The organism is Haloferula luteola (assembly GCF_014201715.1).
Taxonomy (GTDB): Bacteria; Verrucomicrobiota; Verrucomicrobiia; order Verrucomicrobiales; family Akkermansiaceae; genus Haloferula; species Haloferula luteola.
The window spans coordinates 22,391-38,678 of the sequence record NZ_JACHFD010000020.1 but is presented as its reverse complement, the minus strand read 5'-3'; the positions used below and the strand labels follow the sequence as shown (position 1 = coordinate 38,678).

Here is a 16,288-nt window from a genome sequence, read left to right as displayed (position 1 = left end):
AAGGGAACGGGAAGATTTGGCGGCGGAGGGTCATTGAGGAGTATCCCGGAGGCCTTGTTCCTTGCTGCGGTTCTTCAGCCATTTTCTGAAATCGCCGCCGTGGGATTCAGGGAGGGTGCGTTGGCCGAGCCAATCCTGAATGGGGCGGAATGGGGCCACGTCAATGGGAAGGTGGTTCATGGCTTTGCTCATGGTCATGGCGGTGCGCCAGAGCGAAGGCGAGGTGGCTAGCGTGGCGAAAGGTGCCATGGGGAGGTCACCAGGTTGGGAGATGTGGGCACGTTTGGCTTTGTCTCGGAGGCGCAATAGGAGGTCGGGGATCGGGATGTCGACGGGGCAGACTTCATTGCAGGCGCCGCACAGGGATGAGGCTTTGGGAAGATCCGCGAGTTCAGGGAACCGATCGCCAAAGAGCAGAGGGGAAAGGACTGCTCCGATCGGGCCTCCGTAGGGACTGCGATAGGCGTGTCCGGAAGCTTGCCGGTAGACAGGGCAGACATTTTGGCACGCGGAGCAGCGGATGCAGCGGAGGATTTCGCGGCCATCGGAGGCGAGGACGTCGGTGCGGCCGTTGTTCATGAGGACGACGTGCATTTCTTCGGGGCCACTGGGCTGAGTGGGGTCCTTGGGTCCACTGATGAATTCGGTATAGACGGTGAGTTGCTGTCCGGTGGCGGAGCGGCCGAGGAGATTGAGAAAAACTCCGAGGTCGCGGTCACTTGGAACGAGTTTTTCGATGCCGATCAACGCGATATGAAGCTTTGAAGGGGCCATGCCGAATCGCGAATTGCCTTCGTTGGTGACCAGGACGACGCGACCGCTTTCGCAGGAGATGAAGTTGCCGCCGGTGATGACGGCTTGGGCCTGCATGTACTTTTCGCGGAGAAAGGCCCGAGCGCGGCGGGTGATCACCTCTGGATCGTCGTTGAGATCCCGGGCAATGCCGGCGCGTTGGAAAGTGCGGGCGATCTCGCGGCGGTTTTTGTGAATGATGGGGCGGACGATGTGGGAGGGTTCGTCACCATCGAGCTGGATGATGAACTCACCGAGGTCGCTTTCGAGAACCTCGATGCCCTGGTCGATGAGAAACGGATTGAGGTGAATTTCCTCGGAGGCCATCGACTTCGATTTGGTCAATTGGGTGACCTGGTGATCGCGAAGAATCGAGAGGACGGCTTGGCGGGCGTCTTCGTCGGTGTCGGCGAAGTGGACTTTGACGCCGTTGCGGGAGAGCGCGGCTTCGGCCTGTTCGAGGTAGTGGTCGAGGTGATGGAGAGTGTGGTCTTTGATTTGCCCGGCAAGTCGCCGCAGGTCGTGGGTGTTGGGAAAGTCGCCAAACAGGACGGATTGGCGTTTTTCGGTGCTGGCAGTGGCACCGGTGATCACCGAGGTTTGCTTTTCCTCGCTGATCCGAGTCGCGTAGGTATCGATGGGTTGACGGTCGATCATCGGAGAATCAGGCAAGGGTATCGCGGAGGACCTGGATGGCGTGCTGGTGTTGGACGGGGCGGCCCTGAGTGCGGGCGAGACCGGTGAGATGCATCAGGCATGACATGTCGGCGGAAACGAGGAGGTCGGGCTGTTGGGCGAGGATGTGGTCAAGTTTCAGCGATCCCATACGGCCGGAGATGTGGGGAAAGGTGACCGAAAAGGTCCCCCCAAATCCGCAGCACTGATCTTCTTGTCCAAAGGCGACGACTTCTGCGTTGCGGATGGAGGAAAGCAGGGCGTGAGCGGCCTCACCGGTGCGCGTGCCTCGGGTGTGACAGGAGCGGTGAAAGGCGATCCGGGTGGGTGCTGCAAAGGCACCTTTCCAAGTGGAGATGCCGAGGCCGTGCACGAGGTAGTCGAGGATTTCCCAGGTGCGGTTGGCGAGGGATTCGATCGCCGGTTCCGGACAGGCTTCGAATTGCAGGCGGTTGCCGTGGGAATGCATGGCCGCACAGGAGCCGCTGGGCACGATCACTGGGAGATCGCCACCAAAGACTTCGGCAGCATGCCGGGCGACTTTGCGCGAGGCTTTCCAATCGCCGGAGTTGAAGGCCGGTTGCCCGCAGCAAGTTTGATTCTCGGGGAAAATCACCTCGATTCCAAGGTGCTCGAGGACTTCGACGGAAGCGCGGGCGGCATCATCATAGAAGGCGTCGCACAGGCAGGTGGCCATGAAGAGAACCTTGTTGGCGACAGGTCGCTGGAGAGGGACGGACATGTTTGAAGGGCAAGCTAGAGAAGCGATTCCTTCTTCGCAATGGCACGGATGGGGGATTGGGTCATGGGGCGGGGCCTCGATTCAGCGCGAAAAAAAGGCCGCCCAGGAAGGGGCGGCCTTTGAAATCGAATCAGGAGGTTTGGCAGGGGAGGAAGCGCTCCTCCGCTGGTTTTCCCGATCACAGAGAGAAGGTGTCGCCTTCGGGAGTGGCTCCGAGCGCGATCTGGACTTCGCCGTTGGCTGCGAGGTGATTGAGGCAGTGATACACGTCCTCAGCGTCGCCATCGACTTCGTAGGCCACTTCGGAAGCGGTCTTCGGGTCGGCGGTCAGGCGGCCGCGCACGGCATTGAGGGTGTCGAGGAAGGTGGCCGCGGCCTTTTTGCCCGCTTCCACGCCGGGTTGGTGGTAGGCGTTGATGTGGACCAGTGAAGCGTAGAAAGACACGGCTCTTTCGAAGAGAGCGATCAGCAATCCGAGCTGGAAGGGATTCACTTCCGGAATGGAGAGGGTGATCGACTTGCGGCCGGAATCATAGAGCGCCTTGCGGGTGCCGCGGAGGAAGCCCTGGAGGTAGTCGGCCGAGGTGTTGCCGGGTTCGACTTCGATGGTGTCCCCGTCGCGTCCTTTGCGGACTTCAATGAAAGTGGCGAAGAAATTCGGGACGCCATCGCGGAGCTGTTGGACGTAGGCGTGTTGGTCGGTGGAGCCTTTGTTCCCGTAGACGGCGATGCCTTGGTTGACCGTGTTGCCGTCGAGATCGAGTTCTTTCCCGAGCGACTCCATGACGAGTTGCTGCAGGTATTTGGAGAAGAGGACGAGGGAATCCTTGTAGGGGAGAACGACCATGTCTTTTTCGCCTTTGCCATTCCCAGCGGCATACCAGCTCAGCGCCAGACGCATGGCGGCGTTGGCGGCCTCGGGTTTGCGAGTTTCTTCGTCCATGGCGGCGGCTCCGGCGAGGAAGGCATCGATGTCGATGCCTTGGAGGGCGGCTGGGACGAGCCCGACGGTGGACATCACAGAGGTCCGGCCGCCGACCCAGTCTTCCATGGGGAAGCGGGTGATGAAGCCTTCCTGTTCGGCAAACTGATCGAGCTTCGATCCCGGGCCGGTGATGGCCACGGTGTGCTGGCCGAAGTGCAGGCCAGCCGCGTCGAAGGCGGCTTTGGTTTCGACCATGCCATTGCGAGTTTCCGGGGTGCCACCCGATTTGGAAATGACCAGCACGAGGGTGCGGGCGAGCCCGGTTTGGCCGATTTCCGCGAGGGTGCGGTCGATTCCGGCCGGGTCGGTATTGTCGAGGAAATGAATGGCGAGCTTGGAATCGTGTCCGATGGCATCGTTGACCAGCTGGGGGCCAAGGGCGGAACCTCCGATTCCCACCACCAGCAGGTTCTTGAAGCTATCTGCGGTGGGCGGGGAAATCTCTCCGCTGTGTACCTTCGCGGCGAATTCCTTGAGCGCATGCAAGGGTTCGGTGATGGCCGCGCGAAGTTCTGGAGTAGGAGCCAAGGCTGCGTTGCGCAGCCAGTAGTGGCCGACCATGCGCCCTTCGTCGGGATTGGCAATTTCACCTGCTTCAAGCTTGGCGATATCCGCGTAAGCTTGGGCCACTTTGGACTCCATGCCTTCGATCCACGAGGCGTCGAGGTCCATCAGCGAGGTGTCGAGCGAGAAACCGAGTTGAGGGTAGCGGATGAGAGAGGCGGAGTAGTTGCTCAGGGACATAAGATTCCTTCTGGAGTTGGATCCGAGATTAACGGTGCTTTTGGGGCGGGCAAGCCGTGGTCATGGCTTAATGCACGCAAGCCACTTGGTCGGAGGATGAGGAGGGCTCATCCCTCGGCGCCGTATCGGAGAACCGACTCAATGCGAACGTCGCCGAGCTGTTGGCGGCCTTGGAGGAAGTCGAGTTCGATCAGGAAGGAAGCAGCGACGAGATCTCCACCGAGTCCTTGGATCAGGCGAATGGCTGCGGCGGCGGTGCCGCCAGTCGCAAGCAGGTCGTCGACCAGCAGCACGCGCTCACCGGGGGTGATGGCATCTTCATGAATTTCCACGGTGGCTTCACCATATTCGAGGGCATAGGCCAGCCCGCGGGTTTTCCATGGCAACTTGCCCGCTTTGCGGATGGGGATGAACCCTGCGTTCAAGCGATCTGCGACGGCGGCAGCAAAAATGAAGCCACGGGCATCGATCCCGACGACCTTGTCGATGGGCGAGTCGGCAGCCGTTTCGCACAGCAGGGTGATCGCTTGGCGAAAGAGCGTCGGATGGGAGAGGACCGGCGTGATGTCTTTGAAGACGATGCCAGGCTTGGGGAAATCCGGAATATCGCGGACCGCGGAGTGGAGGGCTTCAATGCTCATCGACTTCAGATTGTCCCAAGCCTTGGCCGTGGCCAAGCGTGGATGCGCTTTGCTGCTGACAGGCGTGGGGAGGCGTGTAGCGTCGGGCCGCACCACCCCCTTGCTTTCCTCCCATCCCAGATTACCGGACGCCCCCCGTCAGCCGGATCCGGATGCCGATCTCGTCGACCGCGCGCGGCATGGGGATACGCGTGCCTTCGATGCGCTGATCTTGAAATACGGCGACCGCCTTTATGGCTTGGTCTACAACATGACGTCTCACAAGGAGGACACGCACGACCTCTTGCAGGAGGTTTTTTCGACCGCCTATCGGTCGTTGCCGCGATTCAAAGGCAAGTCGTCCTTTTACACCTGGATCTATCAGATTGCAGTGAATCGTACTCTCAACTTCCTGAAAAAGAGGAAGCGCAGGTCCGGTCTCAGCCTCAATGATCTCGATTCTTCCGTTCAGCAGGATCCGGCTTTGGTCGATTGGACGGCCGAAGCGAATCCTGAAAGGCAAAGCAATCTGAATGAATTGCAAAAAAGATTGAACGAAGCGCTGCAAAAGCTGTCGGACTCCCATAGAACGGTGGTGACTCTCTTTGATATTCAGGGAATCCCTCATGGAGAAATTGCCGCCATTCTGAAGATTTCCGAGGGCACGGTGCGGTCACGACTGCACTACGCCCATCAGCAACTGCAAACCTACCTCCAGGATTTCTGGGATCGTTAAGATTTCTTGAAGTTCTCGGAGTTGGGGTAAAAATTTGGCCTCGTTAATCCAATCCGACCGTGAAACCGACCGAGCAACAGGTAAGTGATCTTCTGGCTCTGAAGCGCCATGAGCGTCCTCCTGAGGGCTACATGGAGGACTTCCTCCGTGAGTACCATCAGCGGCGTGTGGCGGATGGGGGGCGTGGTGATCAAGGGTCCACTTGGTGGAAGCGTCTCGCGAGTTGGTTCTCGGAACAGGGAATGTCACGTTGGGCGTATGGGGCCGGATTGGCCTATGCGGCCATGGTGGCGATCGTGCTCGTGGTGCCACGTCATCAGGCGACGGAATCGATTGCTCCTGAGGCGATCAGCCATCCGGTGGTAGCACCGATTCCTGAGCGTGCGCCGGTCGCGCCGGAGGCACTCGATGAGAAGGGCAAGCCTGAAGAGGAGAAGGCGGAGCAGGAGTTTTGATTTTCCTTTCAGGCGAATTCCGGACTGGCACTGAGGGGCTTGGCTTCTCGCGCCGGTGTCGAGGAATGGGATGAGCTCAGTGGAGGATGGGATTCGAGATCGCCCTGCGGCACTTCTTGGTTCAAACAGGAGTCGGAGCAGCAGATGCAGGTCGAAATACAAGTTCTGAAGGGAGATGCCATTCGAAGTGGCCTCGCGTCCTTGGCGCGATTGAGGATCGAGGTTTTTCGGGAGTTTCCCTACCTTTATGACGGCTCAGAGGAGTATGAGGCGGAGTATCTTGAGGAGTTTTCCGAGGCATCTGGCGCGGTTTTAGTGGCGGCCGTGCACGAAGGGAGGTTGGTGGGCGCCTCGACGGGATTACCGCTGAGTGAGGCCCACGAGGAATTTATCCAACCGTTTCGTTCTACGGGTGAGGACCCGCGAGAATGGTTCTACTTCGGAGAATCGGTGCTGAAAAAAGCGTGGCGAGGGCGGGGGATCGGAAAGCAATTTTTTCGAGAGCGGGAAGCTCATGCCGCTGAGTTGGGCTTTTCCCGGCTGGCCTTTTGTGCAGTGGATCGCCCCAGCGATCATCCCAAGCGGGCGGAAAGCGATCGAACCTTGGATGGGTTTTGGGAGAGTCGAGGTTTTCGGAAGCAGCCGAATTTGGCGGCGGAGCTGGCTTGGCGCGAAGTTGAATCGGGGGAGGAGGAAATCCTCCATCGGCTGACGTTTTGGACCAAAATCGGAGTCTAGATGTAGTACATCGGTCCCGCACTGCGTTCGGCGAGGGTCCGTAAGTGGATTTTCCCCAATTCTTTGCGGGTGCTGTCGAGGACCGTTGACCAAGCGGCGCGAATCACGTTGGCGCTTTCGCCCTCTGAGCTGCTGATGCCCGCAAGCATTCCAGGCTCAACGGCGTGGACGATGTCCAAGAGGGTGATATTTGCCGGGGGACGGCCTAGCAGGTAGCCTCCCGCCTTGCCGCGGCGACTGTCGACCAGTCCGTCGCGCTTGAGATCGTTGAGGATTTGCACAAGAAAGTTCGCCGAGACGGCTTCCCGTTGCGCGAGTTCCTCAAGCCGTGTAAGGGTCTTCCCGTCATGGCGCTTGGCGAGTTGAACCATCGCCCGGCAAGCATAGTCGAGTTTTTGGGAGATCCGCATGGAGGCAGCGCAACACACAGCATCACAGGGGGAAAGCGTGAAGCACGTTCGTATGTGCGAATCTCGTGGAATCCAGGTCGAAAAGGTCTGGCAGGAAATGGAGCAGGAAGCGGCCAAGATCCGCAGCCGGGAACCCGGTTTGAAGAGCCTTCTCGATGATGTCGTTCTATCGCGGAGTTCTTTGGGCGAAGCCTTGGCCGTGCGTTTGGCGAGGAAACTGGCCCGCGAGGACATGACCCGCGAGGAGTTGAGCCCGTTGTTGTTCAAGGTTCTGGAAGATCATCCATGGATTGTTGCGAGTGCAGCTCGGGATCTCACGGCGATTGTGGAGCGGGACCCTGCCTGCGATTCTCCCCTCCATCCCCTGATGTTTTTCAAGGGCTTCCTCGCGATTTCGACGTATCGGATCTCTCACCAGTTCTGGATTTCGGGGCGTTGCGCCATGGCCTACTACTTTCAGAGTTTGGCCAGTGAGGTGTTCGGTGTGGATATCCACCCGGCGGCGCGGATCGGTTGCGGCATCTTGTTGGATCACGCGACCAGCTTTGTGGTGGGGGAAACGGCGATCATCGAAGACGATGTTTCGATTCTCCATGAAGTGACTCTAGGGGGCACGGGCAAGGAGACGGGTGATCGTCACCCGGTCGTGCGCAGCGGCGTGCTGCTGGGCGCGGGAGCGAAGATTCTCGGGAGGGTGGAGATTGGAGAGGGCGCGAAGGTGGGAGCGGGGAGCGTGGTGCTCGCCGATGTTTCACCCCATACGACGGTGGCTGGCGTACCGGCTGTGGTGGTCGGTCGGAGTGCTGAAGAGTCGCCCGCGTTGGATATGGACCAGCGTCTGATCTGCAGGGCGGAAGGCGCTTGTCAATCTGAGACTAGCCAAGGTTAAAGATCCCTGATAATTCAGCCGCCATGGTTCTCCCGCGTGGTCTGATGTTACTCCCGATGCTGCTGGTATCGGGTTGTGACAAGATCACGGAGTTGATGGGCTCCGCCGCCGTGGAGCCGGGTCTGGTCACCGCCGAGCCTGGTGGTGATGTGGATGCCACCATGGCGGGCCTGGTGATGCGGACGGCGGATGGAGTCACGTTTCGTCGGGATTTGCCGTTTCCCACGGAGATTCGTGGCAAAGTCCGGGTGGTGGAGGACCGCAAAAAAGTCCGCCTGATGGGGACTTCAGCGGTGGGCCGTGAAAGCGAATGGCTGGATGGCAAGGTCGAAACCGTGGTGAGTTATTTCAAGCGATCTGGGGAGTTTCTGCTGACCTTGGACCAAGCGGAGCGGCATCTTGTGGAGAAGGACAGCGAGGAGGTGCGGGAGGTCGTGAAACCGGCCTCGTCCGGGGCTCCGGAGGGGAAGACGTTGCACTATGTGCTGGGAGAGAAAGGGTGGTACCACAAAGGGGCACGCAGTGAGACGGACTTCGAGGTGATCGTCTGGGCGGATGCCTTGGGCGATGATTTGCCGAACTTGATGGTGGAAGCGGGTGCTCATCCGCGGAGCCAGTGGTTTTCCTCGGCGAGAGCGTGGCGGGCAGGGGACCGTATTGTCCTTACGGGGAATACGATTCGTTTGCTGGAGCCGTTCAATGTGGGAGGGCGGGTGACCTTGGTGTTTGAGGGAGAAGAGGCGGTTGGTGGGCATCCATGTGGGGTGTTTTCTGTGGAAGGAGCTTATCAGGTGAAGGACCGGCCGAATCTTCAGGGGGATCGTCATGATATTGAGGTGACGATCCAGTCGGGGAAGATCTGGGCGTCCCTGTTGTATCCGGTGATTTTGTATGAGGATTTCGACCAGATTCAGACGGTGACGTCGCGGCGGGGCGGGGCGAAGAAGCAGATGCAGGGTCGGGTATGCCTGACGCGTTCCCGGGCGTGGCAACCGGTGTTGAAGTGAGGGGAAGGGATTCTGTTCCCGACCGGCTGTTGATGCCGTTGACCGCTGGAGATGGTGGCATTATGTCCGGGCCATGGATTTGACGACGACGGCCTACGGAACCTGGAGCGGCGGACGTTTCATGCACTTCGGTGAAACGCTGAGCGAAGATCGCTACAAGGAGTGTATCCAAATTGCCTACGAAGCGGGCTTCCGGACGTTTGTGACGGCGGATGTGTATGGAAATGGTAAGGCGGACGAGCTTTTGGGGGAAGCCTTGGAGGGCGTCGACCGCAGCAGTTATTGTCTCGTCGGAACGCTGGGGCACGATTTTTACGAAGGTCAGCGCCAAGGAAACCGGGGATATCCGCGCTTCACCGATCCGGAGCTGCGCGGTGAGGATGGTTATGCGGGCTACCTCAAGATGGCTTGTGAGAAGTCATTGGAACGTTGCAAGACGGATCACTTCGACATGTTGATGCTGCACAACCCGGACGAGGCGGGTTATACGAGTGAAGCGGTTTGGGGAGGTTTGGAGAATTTGCGGTCATTGGAGCTGACTCGACAGCTTGGGATCGCTCCGGGGCCGGCCAATGGTTTCACATTGGATTTGATCCATGCCTTGGAGAAGTTCGGGGATTCGATCGATTGGGCGATGCTGATTTTGAATCCGTTGGAGCCGTGGCCGGTAGGTTTGGCGTTGCCGGCGTGTGAAAAGTTCGATGTGAAGGTGCTGACCCGCGTGGTGGATTTCGGGGGATTGTTCTTTGGAGACATGCAGGCCGGGCATGCTTTCAAGCCGGGAGATCACCGGGCCTACCGCCCCGATGGTTGGGTGGAACACGGGTTGGAGAAGATCGAAAAGATGAAGCCGATTGCAGAGCGTCATGGACTGTCGATGGTCCAGTTCGCGGCGATCTGGAACCTAAGCCAAAGTCCTGTGCGCAGTGTGGTGCCGACCTTCATTCAAGAGGCTGGGGAACAAGCACGGCCGATTGAAGCGCGCATCCGTGAGTTCGCAGTGATGCCGGAGGTCCGCCTGTCTGCGGAGGAGATCGAAGAGGTGAAGGCGATTGGCGACAATACCGGGTGCATGACTTTGAAGGGAGCTAGCAAGCGGCACGCGATCAGCGAACGCCCGGACGAATGGCCGATGCGCGAAGATTTGTTGGAGCTGGCTGGGCGCTACGAGCTCGGAACCGAGTGGTAAGATGAGCGGAGGATTCGACGGGCTCGACGGCGGGCTGGTCGAATGCGCAAGCTTCCCGCATGGCAGAGGTGCAGGTGCGGGAAGCGAATGCGGGGGATGCCGAAGTGCTGGTGTCGCTGCTGGGGCAAATGGGCTACCCGAACGCGTCAGCTCAGGTGGCCCAACGTTTGGATCAATATGCGTCCACTGGGGGAAGAGTGTGGGTGGCGTGCGCGGGGGGTGAGGTGATCGGCTTCCTGAGCTTTCACACTCAGGCGTGCTTTCATGCGACGGAGACGCTTGGCCGCATCACTGCGATGTGTGTGGATGGCTCACGGCGCCGAAGCGGAGCGGGACGCGAACTGATCCGGATGATGGAGAAATACGCCCGGGAAGTGGGCTGCCTCCGAGTGGAAGTGACCAGTGGAGAGCACCGCTCTCACGAAGCCCATCGTTTTTACGAAGGAAATGGCTACGTGAGAAAGTCGGTGCGCTTTGTGAAATCCCTGGAGTGAGGTGAGGTGTTATGAGTCGGCCAGTTCGCGGATGCAGATTTGCGACCAGGTCTCCAAGCGGTCGAAGAGAGGACCGGCCAGCTCGCTGAGGGGCGTGAAGGTGAGATCGGCGAGGGCATCTTCATTGGAATGGACGTTGTCGTTTTCCACGTCGATGAGATGCACGACTCCAAGGTGAACCTGTCCCACGGGGTTGCTTTCGTCATTGAGCAAGGCAAACACCCGGGACACTGGAAGGGATCCGAAGATCAATTCTTCTGCGAGTTCGCGTTCGACAGCGGCTTGGTAGGCGGCAGGCCCGGTGCGACCTTCGCCGGTATCGACGGGATTGATGTGGCCACCTACCCCGACAGATCGCTGGGCATGGAGGCGGGCTTCGCCTCCGGCCTTACCACGGGTGTAGTTGAGGATGCGATCGCCGCAGCGGATGATGCAGTAAGGGATGAGCTGCTTGTGGGTCGGATCGTCCTCGGCGGTGGCGCGGTCCATGAAAAAGTGCCGCTGGGGGTCGAGCAGCACCTGCATCGCGGACTCAAGACCCTCCGTGCAAAGTCCTTCGAAGTGGCCGATTTCGTCGAGGACGGAACGGGGAACGACCAGAACTTCTTCGCCAGCGTATTTCGACATGCCGGAAAGGCAGAGATTCCGGCGGGAGCTTTCAAGTTCCAATCTCCCCCCGGGCATGAACCGGGGGGCGGAAAGGGGGCGAAGAATCAGTGTTCGAGCTTCAGCTTGCGGAGCTTGGGCTCGATGACCGCACGGCAGTACGGATTCTTGGTTTTATTTTGGAAGTAGAAGTCCTGATGGTAGTTCTCGGCCGGGTAGAAGGTGGAAGCCGGGGTGATCTCCGTCACGATCGGGTCGGTGAACTCTTTTTGGGCCGCTTCCTTGGAGGCTTCGGCGACCTTTTTCTGTTCTTCGGAGTGATAGAAGATCGCCGAGCGGTATTGCGTTCCGACATCGGCTCCCTGGCGGTTCAGGGTGGTCGGGTCGTGAAGTTCCCAGAACCAGTCAAGAATGCGGGCGGCACTGGTTTTTGCGGGATCAAAGACAATTTGGACGACCTCTGCGTGGCCGGTTTCTCCCGTGCACACTTGTTGGTAAGTGGGGCTTTCGGTGGTGCCGCCCATGTAACCGGAGGTGGCGGACTGGACGCCCTCGATCTGCGCAAACACGGCTTCGACACACCAGAAGCACCCGGCTCCCAGCGTGATGACTTCAGCGTTTTCCGGAACTTCGGGTTGAGGGGCGGGCTTTTTCTCTTCTTCTGACATTGCGTGGCACGACGCTAGCACGGCGGCGGCCAAAATCACGAGGACTCGCTTCATAAGTGGCAGGGGTAGGAGTGGGGATTCGGGAAAGTTATTCCACAAATCCATGGAGTTCAAGGTTCCCTCAGAAGGCGGAAGAATTGGGTGACGGGAGCCTCGTCGGGAATTTCACGAAGGTGGGCCTCCCCGTCGCCAGTGAAGCTCTCCCCCCACGGTTCCCAGGTAACAAGGTCGGTGGACACCTCGAGTCGATAGTCGATGCCAGCGGCTGCGTAGAATTGCAGGCGCCGAGAGGATTCGGAGGGGCTGGCGATCACGCTGAGCCGGGATTCGGGGGTGCTTTCAGGATCCAAGGGGTCGAAGCCATGGGCCACTTCAAAGCCATCCGAAAAGCCATCGCCGTCGGTGTCGGCCAAGTCGGGGTCCGTGCCCCAAGTGGCTTCGTCCCGATCACTGAGTCCGTCGCCGTCGCGATCGGAATCCAACACCAAGGTGACGGTCGTTTCTTCTTCGACGTGGAGGGAGATCGATTCGACGGAAATCAGCCCACTGCCGGAGGCAGTGATTTCATAGTTTCCTCCGGAAAGAAGCGGGAGGGGCGCGGTGGAATCTCCAGAACTCAAGGCGTGCTCGATTTCCGTGGGCGCCATTGGGCCGTTGGGCGTCGCCGTGATCCGTAGGGTCGGAGGCGGATCGACCTCGAGGTCGGGTGCGAGTTGGAATCGGACGACGACCGGTACGGGCGCGACGATGTCGCTGAAGTCCTCGCCTGAAATCAGTTTGCGGACCCCCGTGAGCATCCACGGCTGAAATCGTGAAGAGGGATCCCGCGCGTTCCCCACGATCGTGTCTCCATCGTCCGAAATCGCCGTGGCCTCGTAGATGGCCCAGCCCTCCAGAGGCATGCCGGACTCGGCGAGGAGGTCTTTGATTTTTCTCAGTCCGTGTTCGGGATCCCAAACGGCCGCTTGGTAGTGGTCGTCATCGCTGCCCAGCCCAATGGCGATGTTGCCATCAGCACAAACATCGGTGAGGCGGCTGTAGGTCCCACCACCGGTGAAATCACCGACGGAAGTCGGGTCGGTGCCATTTTCCTGAAACAGCACTCCCGTCAGTCCGCCCGATGGGGATGCGAAGCCGACGATGGTGGAACCGTCGGCCGAGATGGCCGTGGCGGTTGAAAGGGGGTCTCCCCCTGGCAGATCTCCCAGCGAGACCATGCCGCTTTCGTCCGTCCAACGGAAAGCGTAGGTTCCGGACTCTCCGCTGCATGAGCCGACGACGATCGACCCGTCGCCTGACACGCCATACGCGACGGATGCGGAGCCTCCCAGGGGCAAGGGGAGAACGCCGAGGTTGATCATGTCGGTGTCTCGTGACCAAAGAAATGCGCGGATTCCGGCATAGGAAGTCGAGGAACCTACCACCCATTGACCATCGGAGGAAATGGCATGGGCGTTCGATGATGAAAACGATGGCAGGGAACGCAGGGTTCCCAATTGCAGAACCTTCAGGCCGGGGCGCCAGAGTCCGGCGCGCGTGCCACTGGCGCCGTAGGCGACGTTGCCTGCGGCGTAGGAGCCATCAGCGGAGAGCGCGGTGACGCTGGATCGGAATGGATCGGGGTCGATGTCACCGAGCCCGGAAATCCCGCTTTCCGCGGACCAGACGAAGGCTTCGGGGCCGAGGTTGGATTCAGCCTGGCCGCCAAGCCATTGGCCATCGCCAGAAAGAGCGAAGCCTTCGGCGGTGTGAGGATTTTCTGGGAATCCCAGAACGGGTTGAAAACAAAGCGTGTCGGAATCGGCCGATGCGGAGCTCAGGCAAGCGCCGAGGGCGAGAGTGGTGGCAGGGAATTTCAGGGTTCCAAGGGACTTGGGTTTCGAGACAGGTCGGGCTTCGAGGAAAAAGAAAGAGCGGAACTCGCTGGGCTACCCCCACATGGCTGCGAGCAGCTGTCAAATGGCGATTTGACGAGGGAATTCGGGTTGGCGGACAGAGGCAGAAAGGAAATTTGAAACGAACTTGGCGGGAATCGGTCAGGTTTTCCGCTGGTTTTGCTGTGCTGGCGTTGCGGGGTGAATCGTTTCCCTTCGCGATTTGCGAGGCGCTGAGCTATCCCTACAAACATCATGCATTTTCGTTCGAAGACCCTCGTTTGCCTGTGCGGCATGGGGATGGCCCTGTCGGCATCAAGCTCTGCCGCCGAAAAGTTGAAGGTCGATCCGTCGACTCCCGTGGAGTTGTTCCCGTTGAGTTCAGTGCGGGTGTTGGAGGGGCCATTTGCGCAGGCAGTCGAGGTGAATCGTCGCTATCTTCTGGCCTTGGATCCGGATCGTTTGCTGGCGCCTTTTCGCCGTGAGGCGGGGTTGCCTGCGAAGGCCGAGAGCTACGAGAATTGGGAAAACACCGGACTCGATGGCCACACGGCAGGGCATTATCTGGCAGCACTGGCCAACATGATTGCCGCAGGAGACGATGCCGACCATGAGCTCCGGAAACGGCTCGATCACATGTTGGATGAGCTTGAACTGTGTCAGATCGCTGCAGGGAATGGCTATTTAGGAGGTGTTCCCGGGAGTCGTGAATTTTGGGGAAAGATCGCGGCGGGGGATGTGGAGGCTATTTGGTCGAAGTGGGTTCCCTGGTACAACGTGCACAAGACCTTTGCGGGCTTGAGAGATGTGTACTTGCGGCTGGATGAACCGCGTGCCAGGGAGCTCCTAGTTCACTTGGGAGACTGGTGTGTGGACCTGATTTCGGGGATTTCTGATGAAGGGATGCAGCGGATGCTGCGCAGTGAATATGGCGGGATGAATGAAACCCTCGCGGATATTTACGCGATCACCGGGGAGGCGAAGTACCTGGAGGCGGCGCGACGATTCGGCGATCGGGGGGTGTTTGAGCCGCTGTTTCGCCACGAGGACCGGCTTACTGGGCTTCACGCGAATACCCAGATTCCAAAGATTATCGGGATGGAGCGAATTGCGGCGCTGACCAACGATGGCAAGTTGGAGGATGGCGCTCGGTTCTTCTGGGAGACGGTGACGGAGCACCGCAACGTGGCATTCGGAGGGAACAGCGTGGCGGAGCACTTCAATGATCCCAAGGATTTCCGGGGAATGCTGGAGCACCGGGAAGGTCCGGAAACGTGCAACACTTACAACATGCTGCGCCTCACTGAGCAGCTTTTTGAGCGGCGACCGGAGGCGCGGTTGGCCGACTACTACGAGCGCGCCTTGTTCAATCACATCCTGGCGTCGATTCATCCGAAAGAGCCGGGCTTTGTCTACTTCACGCCGATCCGCCCTGAGCACTATCGGGTGTATTCAGAACCGGAGCATTGTTTTTGGTGCTGTGTGGGGACGGGCATGGAGAATCCTGGCAAGTATGGGGAGTTCATCTATGCCAAGGCGAAGGATGGGGTGTTTGTGAATCTCTTTATCCCCTCTGAGCTGAAGATCTCAGACCGCCTGCAGATTCGCCAGGAAACCGCATTTCCGAACGAGCAGGCAACGCGCTTGAAGATGGAATTGAAGCAAGCGAGTACCTTCACGCTGTATCTTCGGCACCCGCGGTGGGTGGCGTCAGAGGGCTTCCAGGTAACGGTGAATGGTGAAGTGGTGGAGACTCGCTCCGCTCCGTCAAGTTACCTGGCCGTGCGCCGTGAGTGGCATGGGGGCGATGTGGTGGAGCTCCGATTGCCGATGGAGACCTCTGTCGAAAGGTTGCCCGATGGCTCGGACTGGGTGGCTTTGTTGCACGGCCCGATCGTGCTCGCCTCGCCCTCAGGTAAGGAGGACCTAAAGGGATTGCATGCCGATGGGACCCGAATGGGGCATGTGGCTTGGGGGCCGGAAGTTCCCTTGGATCAGGTTCCGGTTTTGCTCACTTCTGAGGAAGCGCTGGTGAAGCATGTGCAAGCGGATCCGCAAGCAGGTCCGATGCATTTCCGGCTGAGTGGAGTGGTGGATCCGGCTAGATCGGAAGGACTCTCATTGCAGCCATTTTATACGCTCCACGAGTCGAGGTATCAGATGTACTGGGAGCTTACGAGTCGTGAGAAGGTTGAAGCTCGACGGTCGAAATTGGCAGCTCAGGAGCGGGAGAAAGCCGCCCGTGAGGCGGCGACCGTCGACCAAGTCACGGCTGGCGAACAGCAGCCGGAAGTGGAGCACGATCTGAAAGGCGAGGGGATGGAGACGGGCCTCCACAATGGGCGACGCTGGCGGCATGGCCAGTGGATCCAATACACGCTCCGTACCCATGGTGAGAAGGATCTCGATCTTGTGGTGACCTATTGGGGCGGCGATTCAGGGCGTCAGTTCGATATCCTGGTCGGGGGCACGCGATTGGCGACGCAGGAGCTCAAAGGTGAAGCTCCTGACCAATTCATCGAGAAACGCTACCCGATTCCGGCCGAGGTGTTGGCGAGCGCGAAGGAGGGAAAGATCGATGTCCGCTTCGAAGCCAAAGTCTGGCTAGCTGGCGGGATCTTCGATCTTCGCCTGATGAAGCCCACGGTTGGCGAATGACGGGTC

At 59.4% G+C, this 16,288-nt stretch carries 16 protein-coding genes; 8 read left to right on the top strand and 8 right to left on the bottom strand.

Translation table 11 applies throughout. The features are described from left to right. Nucleotides 1-30: 30 nt before the first annotated feature. The 4 genes from HNR46_RS16280 to HNR46_RS16265 all read right to left on the bottom strand — a co-directional run bounded on the left by HNR46_RS16280 (nucleotide 31) and on the right by HNR46_RS16265 (nucleotide 4,579). Entirely contained in the window at nucleotides 31-1,449 is a 1,419-nt protein-coding gene (locus HNR46_RS16280; protein WP_184020690.1) for a lactate utilization protein B, read from the bottom strand. Between the two features lie 7 nt (nucleotides 1,450-1,456). Next, nucleotides 1,457-2,209, bottom strand: coding sequence for a (Fe-S)-binding protein (locus HNR46_RS16275; protein ID WP_184020688.1), 753 nt, complete (start codon nucleotides 2,207-2,209; stop codon nucleotides 1,457-1,459). A 178-nt stretch (nucleotides 2,210-2,387) separates the two neighbouring features. Beyond that, entirely contained in the window at nucleotides 2,388-3,938 is a 1,551-nt protein-coding gene (locus HNR46_RS16270) for a glucose-6-phosphate isomerase (protein WP_184020686.1), read from the bottom strand. 107 nt (nucleotides 3,939-4,045) lie between these two features. After that, on the bottom strand, nucleotides 4,046-4,579 hold the full coding sequence (locus HNR46_RS16265) for an adenine phosphoribosyltransferase (RefSeq protein WP_184020684.1): 534 nt from the start codon (nucleotides 4,577-4,579) through the stop codon (nucleotides 4,046-4,048). 28 nt (nucleotides 4,580-4,607) lie between these two features. On the opposite strand from HNR46_RS16265, the gene HNR46_RS16260 reads away from it, so the two are divergent. Genes HNR46_RS16260 through HNR46_RS16250 form a run of 3 tightly spaced genes read left to right on the top strand, consistent with a single transcriptional unit; the run spans nucleotide 4,608 to nucleotide 6,487 of the window. After that, nucleotides 4,608-5,294: an RNA polymerase sigma factor gene (locus HNR46_RS16260; RefSeq protein ID WP_343076058.1), complete on the top strand. Its 687-nt coding sequence runs from the start codon at nucleotides 4,608-4,610 to the stop codon at nucleotides 5,292-5,294. A gap of 59 nt (nucleotides 5,295-5,353) precedes the next feature. Beyond that, complete coding sequence (locus HNR46_RS16255; RefSeq protein ID WP_184020681.1) at nucleotides 5,354-5,749, top strand: hypothetical protein; 396 nt, start codon at nucleotides 5,354-5,356, stop codon at nucleotides 5,747-5,749. Between the two features lie 39 nt (nucleotides 5,750-5,788). After that, on the top strand, nucleotides 5,789-6,487 hold the full coding sequence (locus HNR46_RS16250; RefSeq protein WP_221285224.1) for a GNAT family N-acetyltransferase: 699 nt from the start codon (nucleotides 5,789-5,791) through the stop codon (nucleotides 6,485-6,487). Here HNR46_RS16250 and HNR46_RS16245 read toward each other — a convergent pair. Beyond that, nucleotides 6,484-6,897 (bottom strand): RrF2 family transcriptional regulator, encoded by a 414-nt coding sequence (locus tag HNR46_RS16245; protein WP_184020679.1) that lies wholly within the window; start codon nucleotides 6,895-6,897, stop codon nucleotides 6,484-6,486. The genes HNR46_RS16250 and HNR46_RS16245 overlap by 4 nt on opposite strands. Before the next feature lie 52 nt (nucleotides 6,898-6,949). Here HNR46_RS16245 and cysE point away from each other — a divergent pair, with 52 nt between their 5' ends. From cysE to HNR46_RS16225, 4 genes are all read left to right on the top strand, one after another. Then, on the top strand, nucleotides 6,950-7,786 hold the full coding sequence (gene cysE / locus HNR46_RS16240) for a serine O-acetyltransferase (RefSeq protein WP_425491702.1): 837 nt from the start codon (nucleotides 6,950-6,952) through the stop codon (nucleotides 7,784-7,786). Nucleotides 7,787-7,809: 23 nt separating this feature from the next. Beyond that, entirely contained in the window at nucleotides 7,810-8,793 is a 984-nt protein-coding gene (locus HNR46_RS16235) for a hypothetical protein (protein WP_184020675.1), read from the top strand. A 73-nt stretch (nucleotides 8,794-8,866) separates the two neighbouring features. Continuing rightward, nucleotides 8,867-9,982, top strand: coding sequence for an aldo/keto reductase (locus HNR46_RS16230; RefSeq protein WP_184020673.1), 1,116 nt, complete (start codon nucleotides 8,867-8,869; stop codon nucleotides 9,980-9,982). A 59-nt stretch (nucleotides 9,983-10,041) separates the two neighbouring features. Continuing rightward, on the top strand, nucleotides 10,042-10,476 hold the full coding sequence (locus tag HNR46_RS16225; RefSeq protein WP_184020671.1) for a GNAT family N-acetyltransferase: 435 nt from the start codon (nucleotides 10,042-10,044) through the stop codon (nucleotides 10,474-10,476). Between the two features lie 9 nt (nucleotides 10,477-10,485). Here HNR46_RS16225 and HNR46_RS16220 read toward each other — a convergent pair whose 3' ends face one another. The 3 genes from HNR46_RS16220 to HNR46_RS16210 all read right to left on the bottom strand — a co-directional run bounded on the left by HNR46_RS16220 (nucleotide 10,486) and on the right by HNR46_RS16210 (nucleotide 13,246). Continuing rightward, on the bottom strand, nucleotides 10,486-11,103 hold the full coding sequence (locus HNR46_RS16220) for a hypothetical protein (RefSeq protein ID WP_184020669.1): 618 nt from the start codon (nucleotides 11,101-11,103) through the stop codon (nucleotides 10,486-10,488). Nucleotides 11,104-11,189: 86 nt separating this feature from the next. Beyond that, nucleotides 11,190-11,804 carry a peptide-methionine (S)-S-oxide reductase MsrA gene (msrA, locus tag HNR46_RS16215; RefSeq protein WP_184020667.1) on the bottom strand — a complete coding sequence of 205 codons (615 nt, stop codon included), beginning with the start codon at nucleotides 11,802-11,804 and terminating at the stop codon, nucleotides 11,190-11,192. Between the two features lie 56 nt (nucleotides 11,805-11,860). Further along, a complete protein-coding gene (locus HNR46_RS16210) occupies nucleotides 11,861-13,246 on the bottom strand; it encodes a hypothetical protein (RefSeq protein WP_184020665.1) in 1,386 nt (461 codons plus the stop codon). Between the two features lie 633 nt (nucleotides 13,247-13,879). Between HNR46_RS16210 and HNR46_RS16205 the strand changes: the two genes are divergently transcribed. Then, nucleotides 13,880-16,282, top strand: coding sequence for a glycoside hydrolase family 127 protein (locus HNR46_RS16205; protein WP_184020663.1), 2,403 nt, complete (start codon nucleotides 13,880-13,882; stop codon nucleotides 16,280-16,282). Nucleotides 16,283-16,288 lie beyond the last annotated feature (6 nt).

Coding starts and splice junctions, on each gene's coding strand:
- HNR46_RS16205 (WP_184020663.1), top strand. CDS start 13,880: ATGCATTTTCGTTCGAAGACCCTCGTTTGCCTGTGCGGCATGGGGATG.
- msrA (WP_184020667.1), bottom strand. CDS start 11,804: ATGAAGCGAGTCCTCGTGATTTTGGCCGCCGCCGTGCTAGCGTCGTGC.
- HNR46_RS16275 (WP_184020688.1), bottom strand. CDS start 2,209: ATGTCCGTCCCTCTCCAGCGACCTGTCGCCAACAAGGTTCTCTTCATG.
- HNR46_RS16225 (WP_184020671.1), top strand. CDS start 10,042: ATGGCAGAGGTGCAGGTGCGGGAAGCGAATGCGGGGGATGCCGAAGTG.
- HNR46_RS16235 (WP_184020675.1), top strand. CDS start 7,810: ATGGTTCTCCCGCGTGGTCTGATGTTACTCCCGATGCTGCTGGTATCG.
- cysE (WP_425491702.1), top strand. CDS start 6,950: ATGTGCGAATCTCGTGGAATCCAGGTCGAAAAGGTCTGGCAGGAAATG.
- HNR46_RS16245 (WP_184020679.1), bottom strand. CDS start 6,897: ATGCGGATCTCCCAAAAACTCGACTATGCTTGCCGGGCGATGGTTCAA.
- HNR46_RS16270 (WP_184020686.1), bottom strand. CDS start 3,938: ATGTCCCTGAGCAACTACTCCGCCTCTCTCATCCGCTACCCTCAACTC.
- HNR46_RS16220 (WP_184020669.1), bottom strand. CDS start 11,103: ATGTCGAAATACGCTGGCGAAGAAGTTCTGGTCGTTCCCCGTTCCGTC.
- HNR46_RS16280 (WP_184020690.1), bottom strand. CDS start 1,449: ATGATCGACCGTCAACCCATCGATACCTACGCGACTCGGATCAGCGAG.
- HNR46_RS16265 (WP_184020684.1), bottom strand. CDS start 4,579: ATGAGCATTGAAGCCCTCCACTCCGCGGTCCGCGATATTCCGGATTTC.
- HNR46_RS16230 (WP_184020673.1), top strand. CDS start 8,867: ATGGATTTGACGACGACGGCCTACGGAACCTGGAGCGGCGGACGTTTC.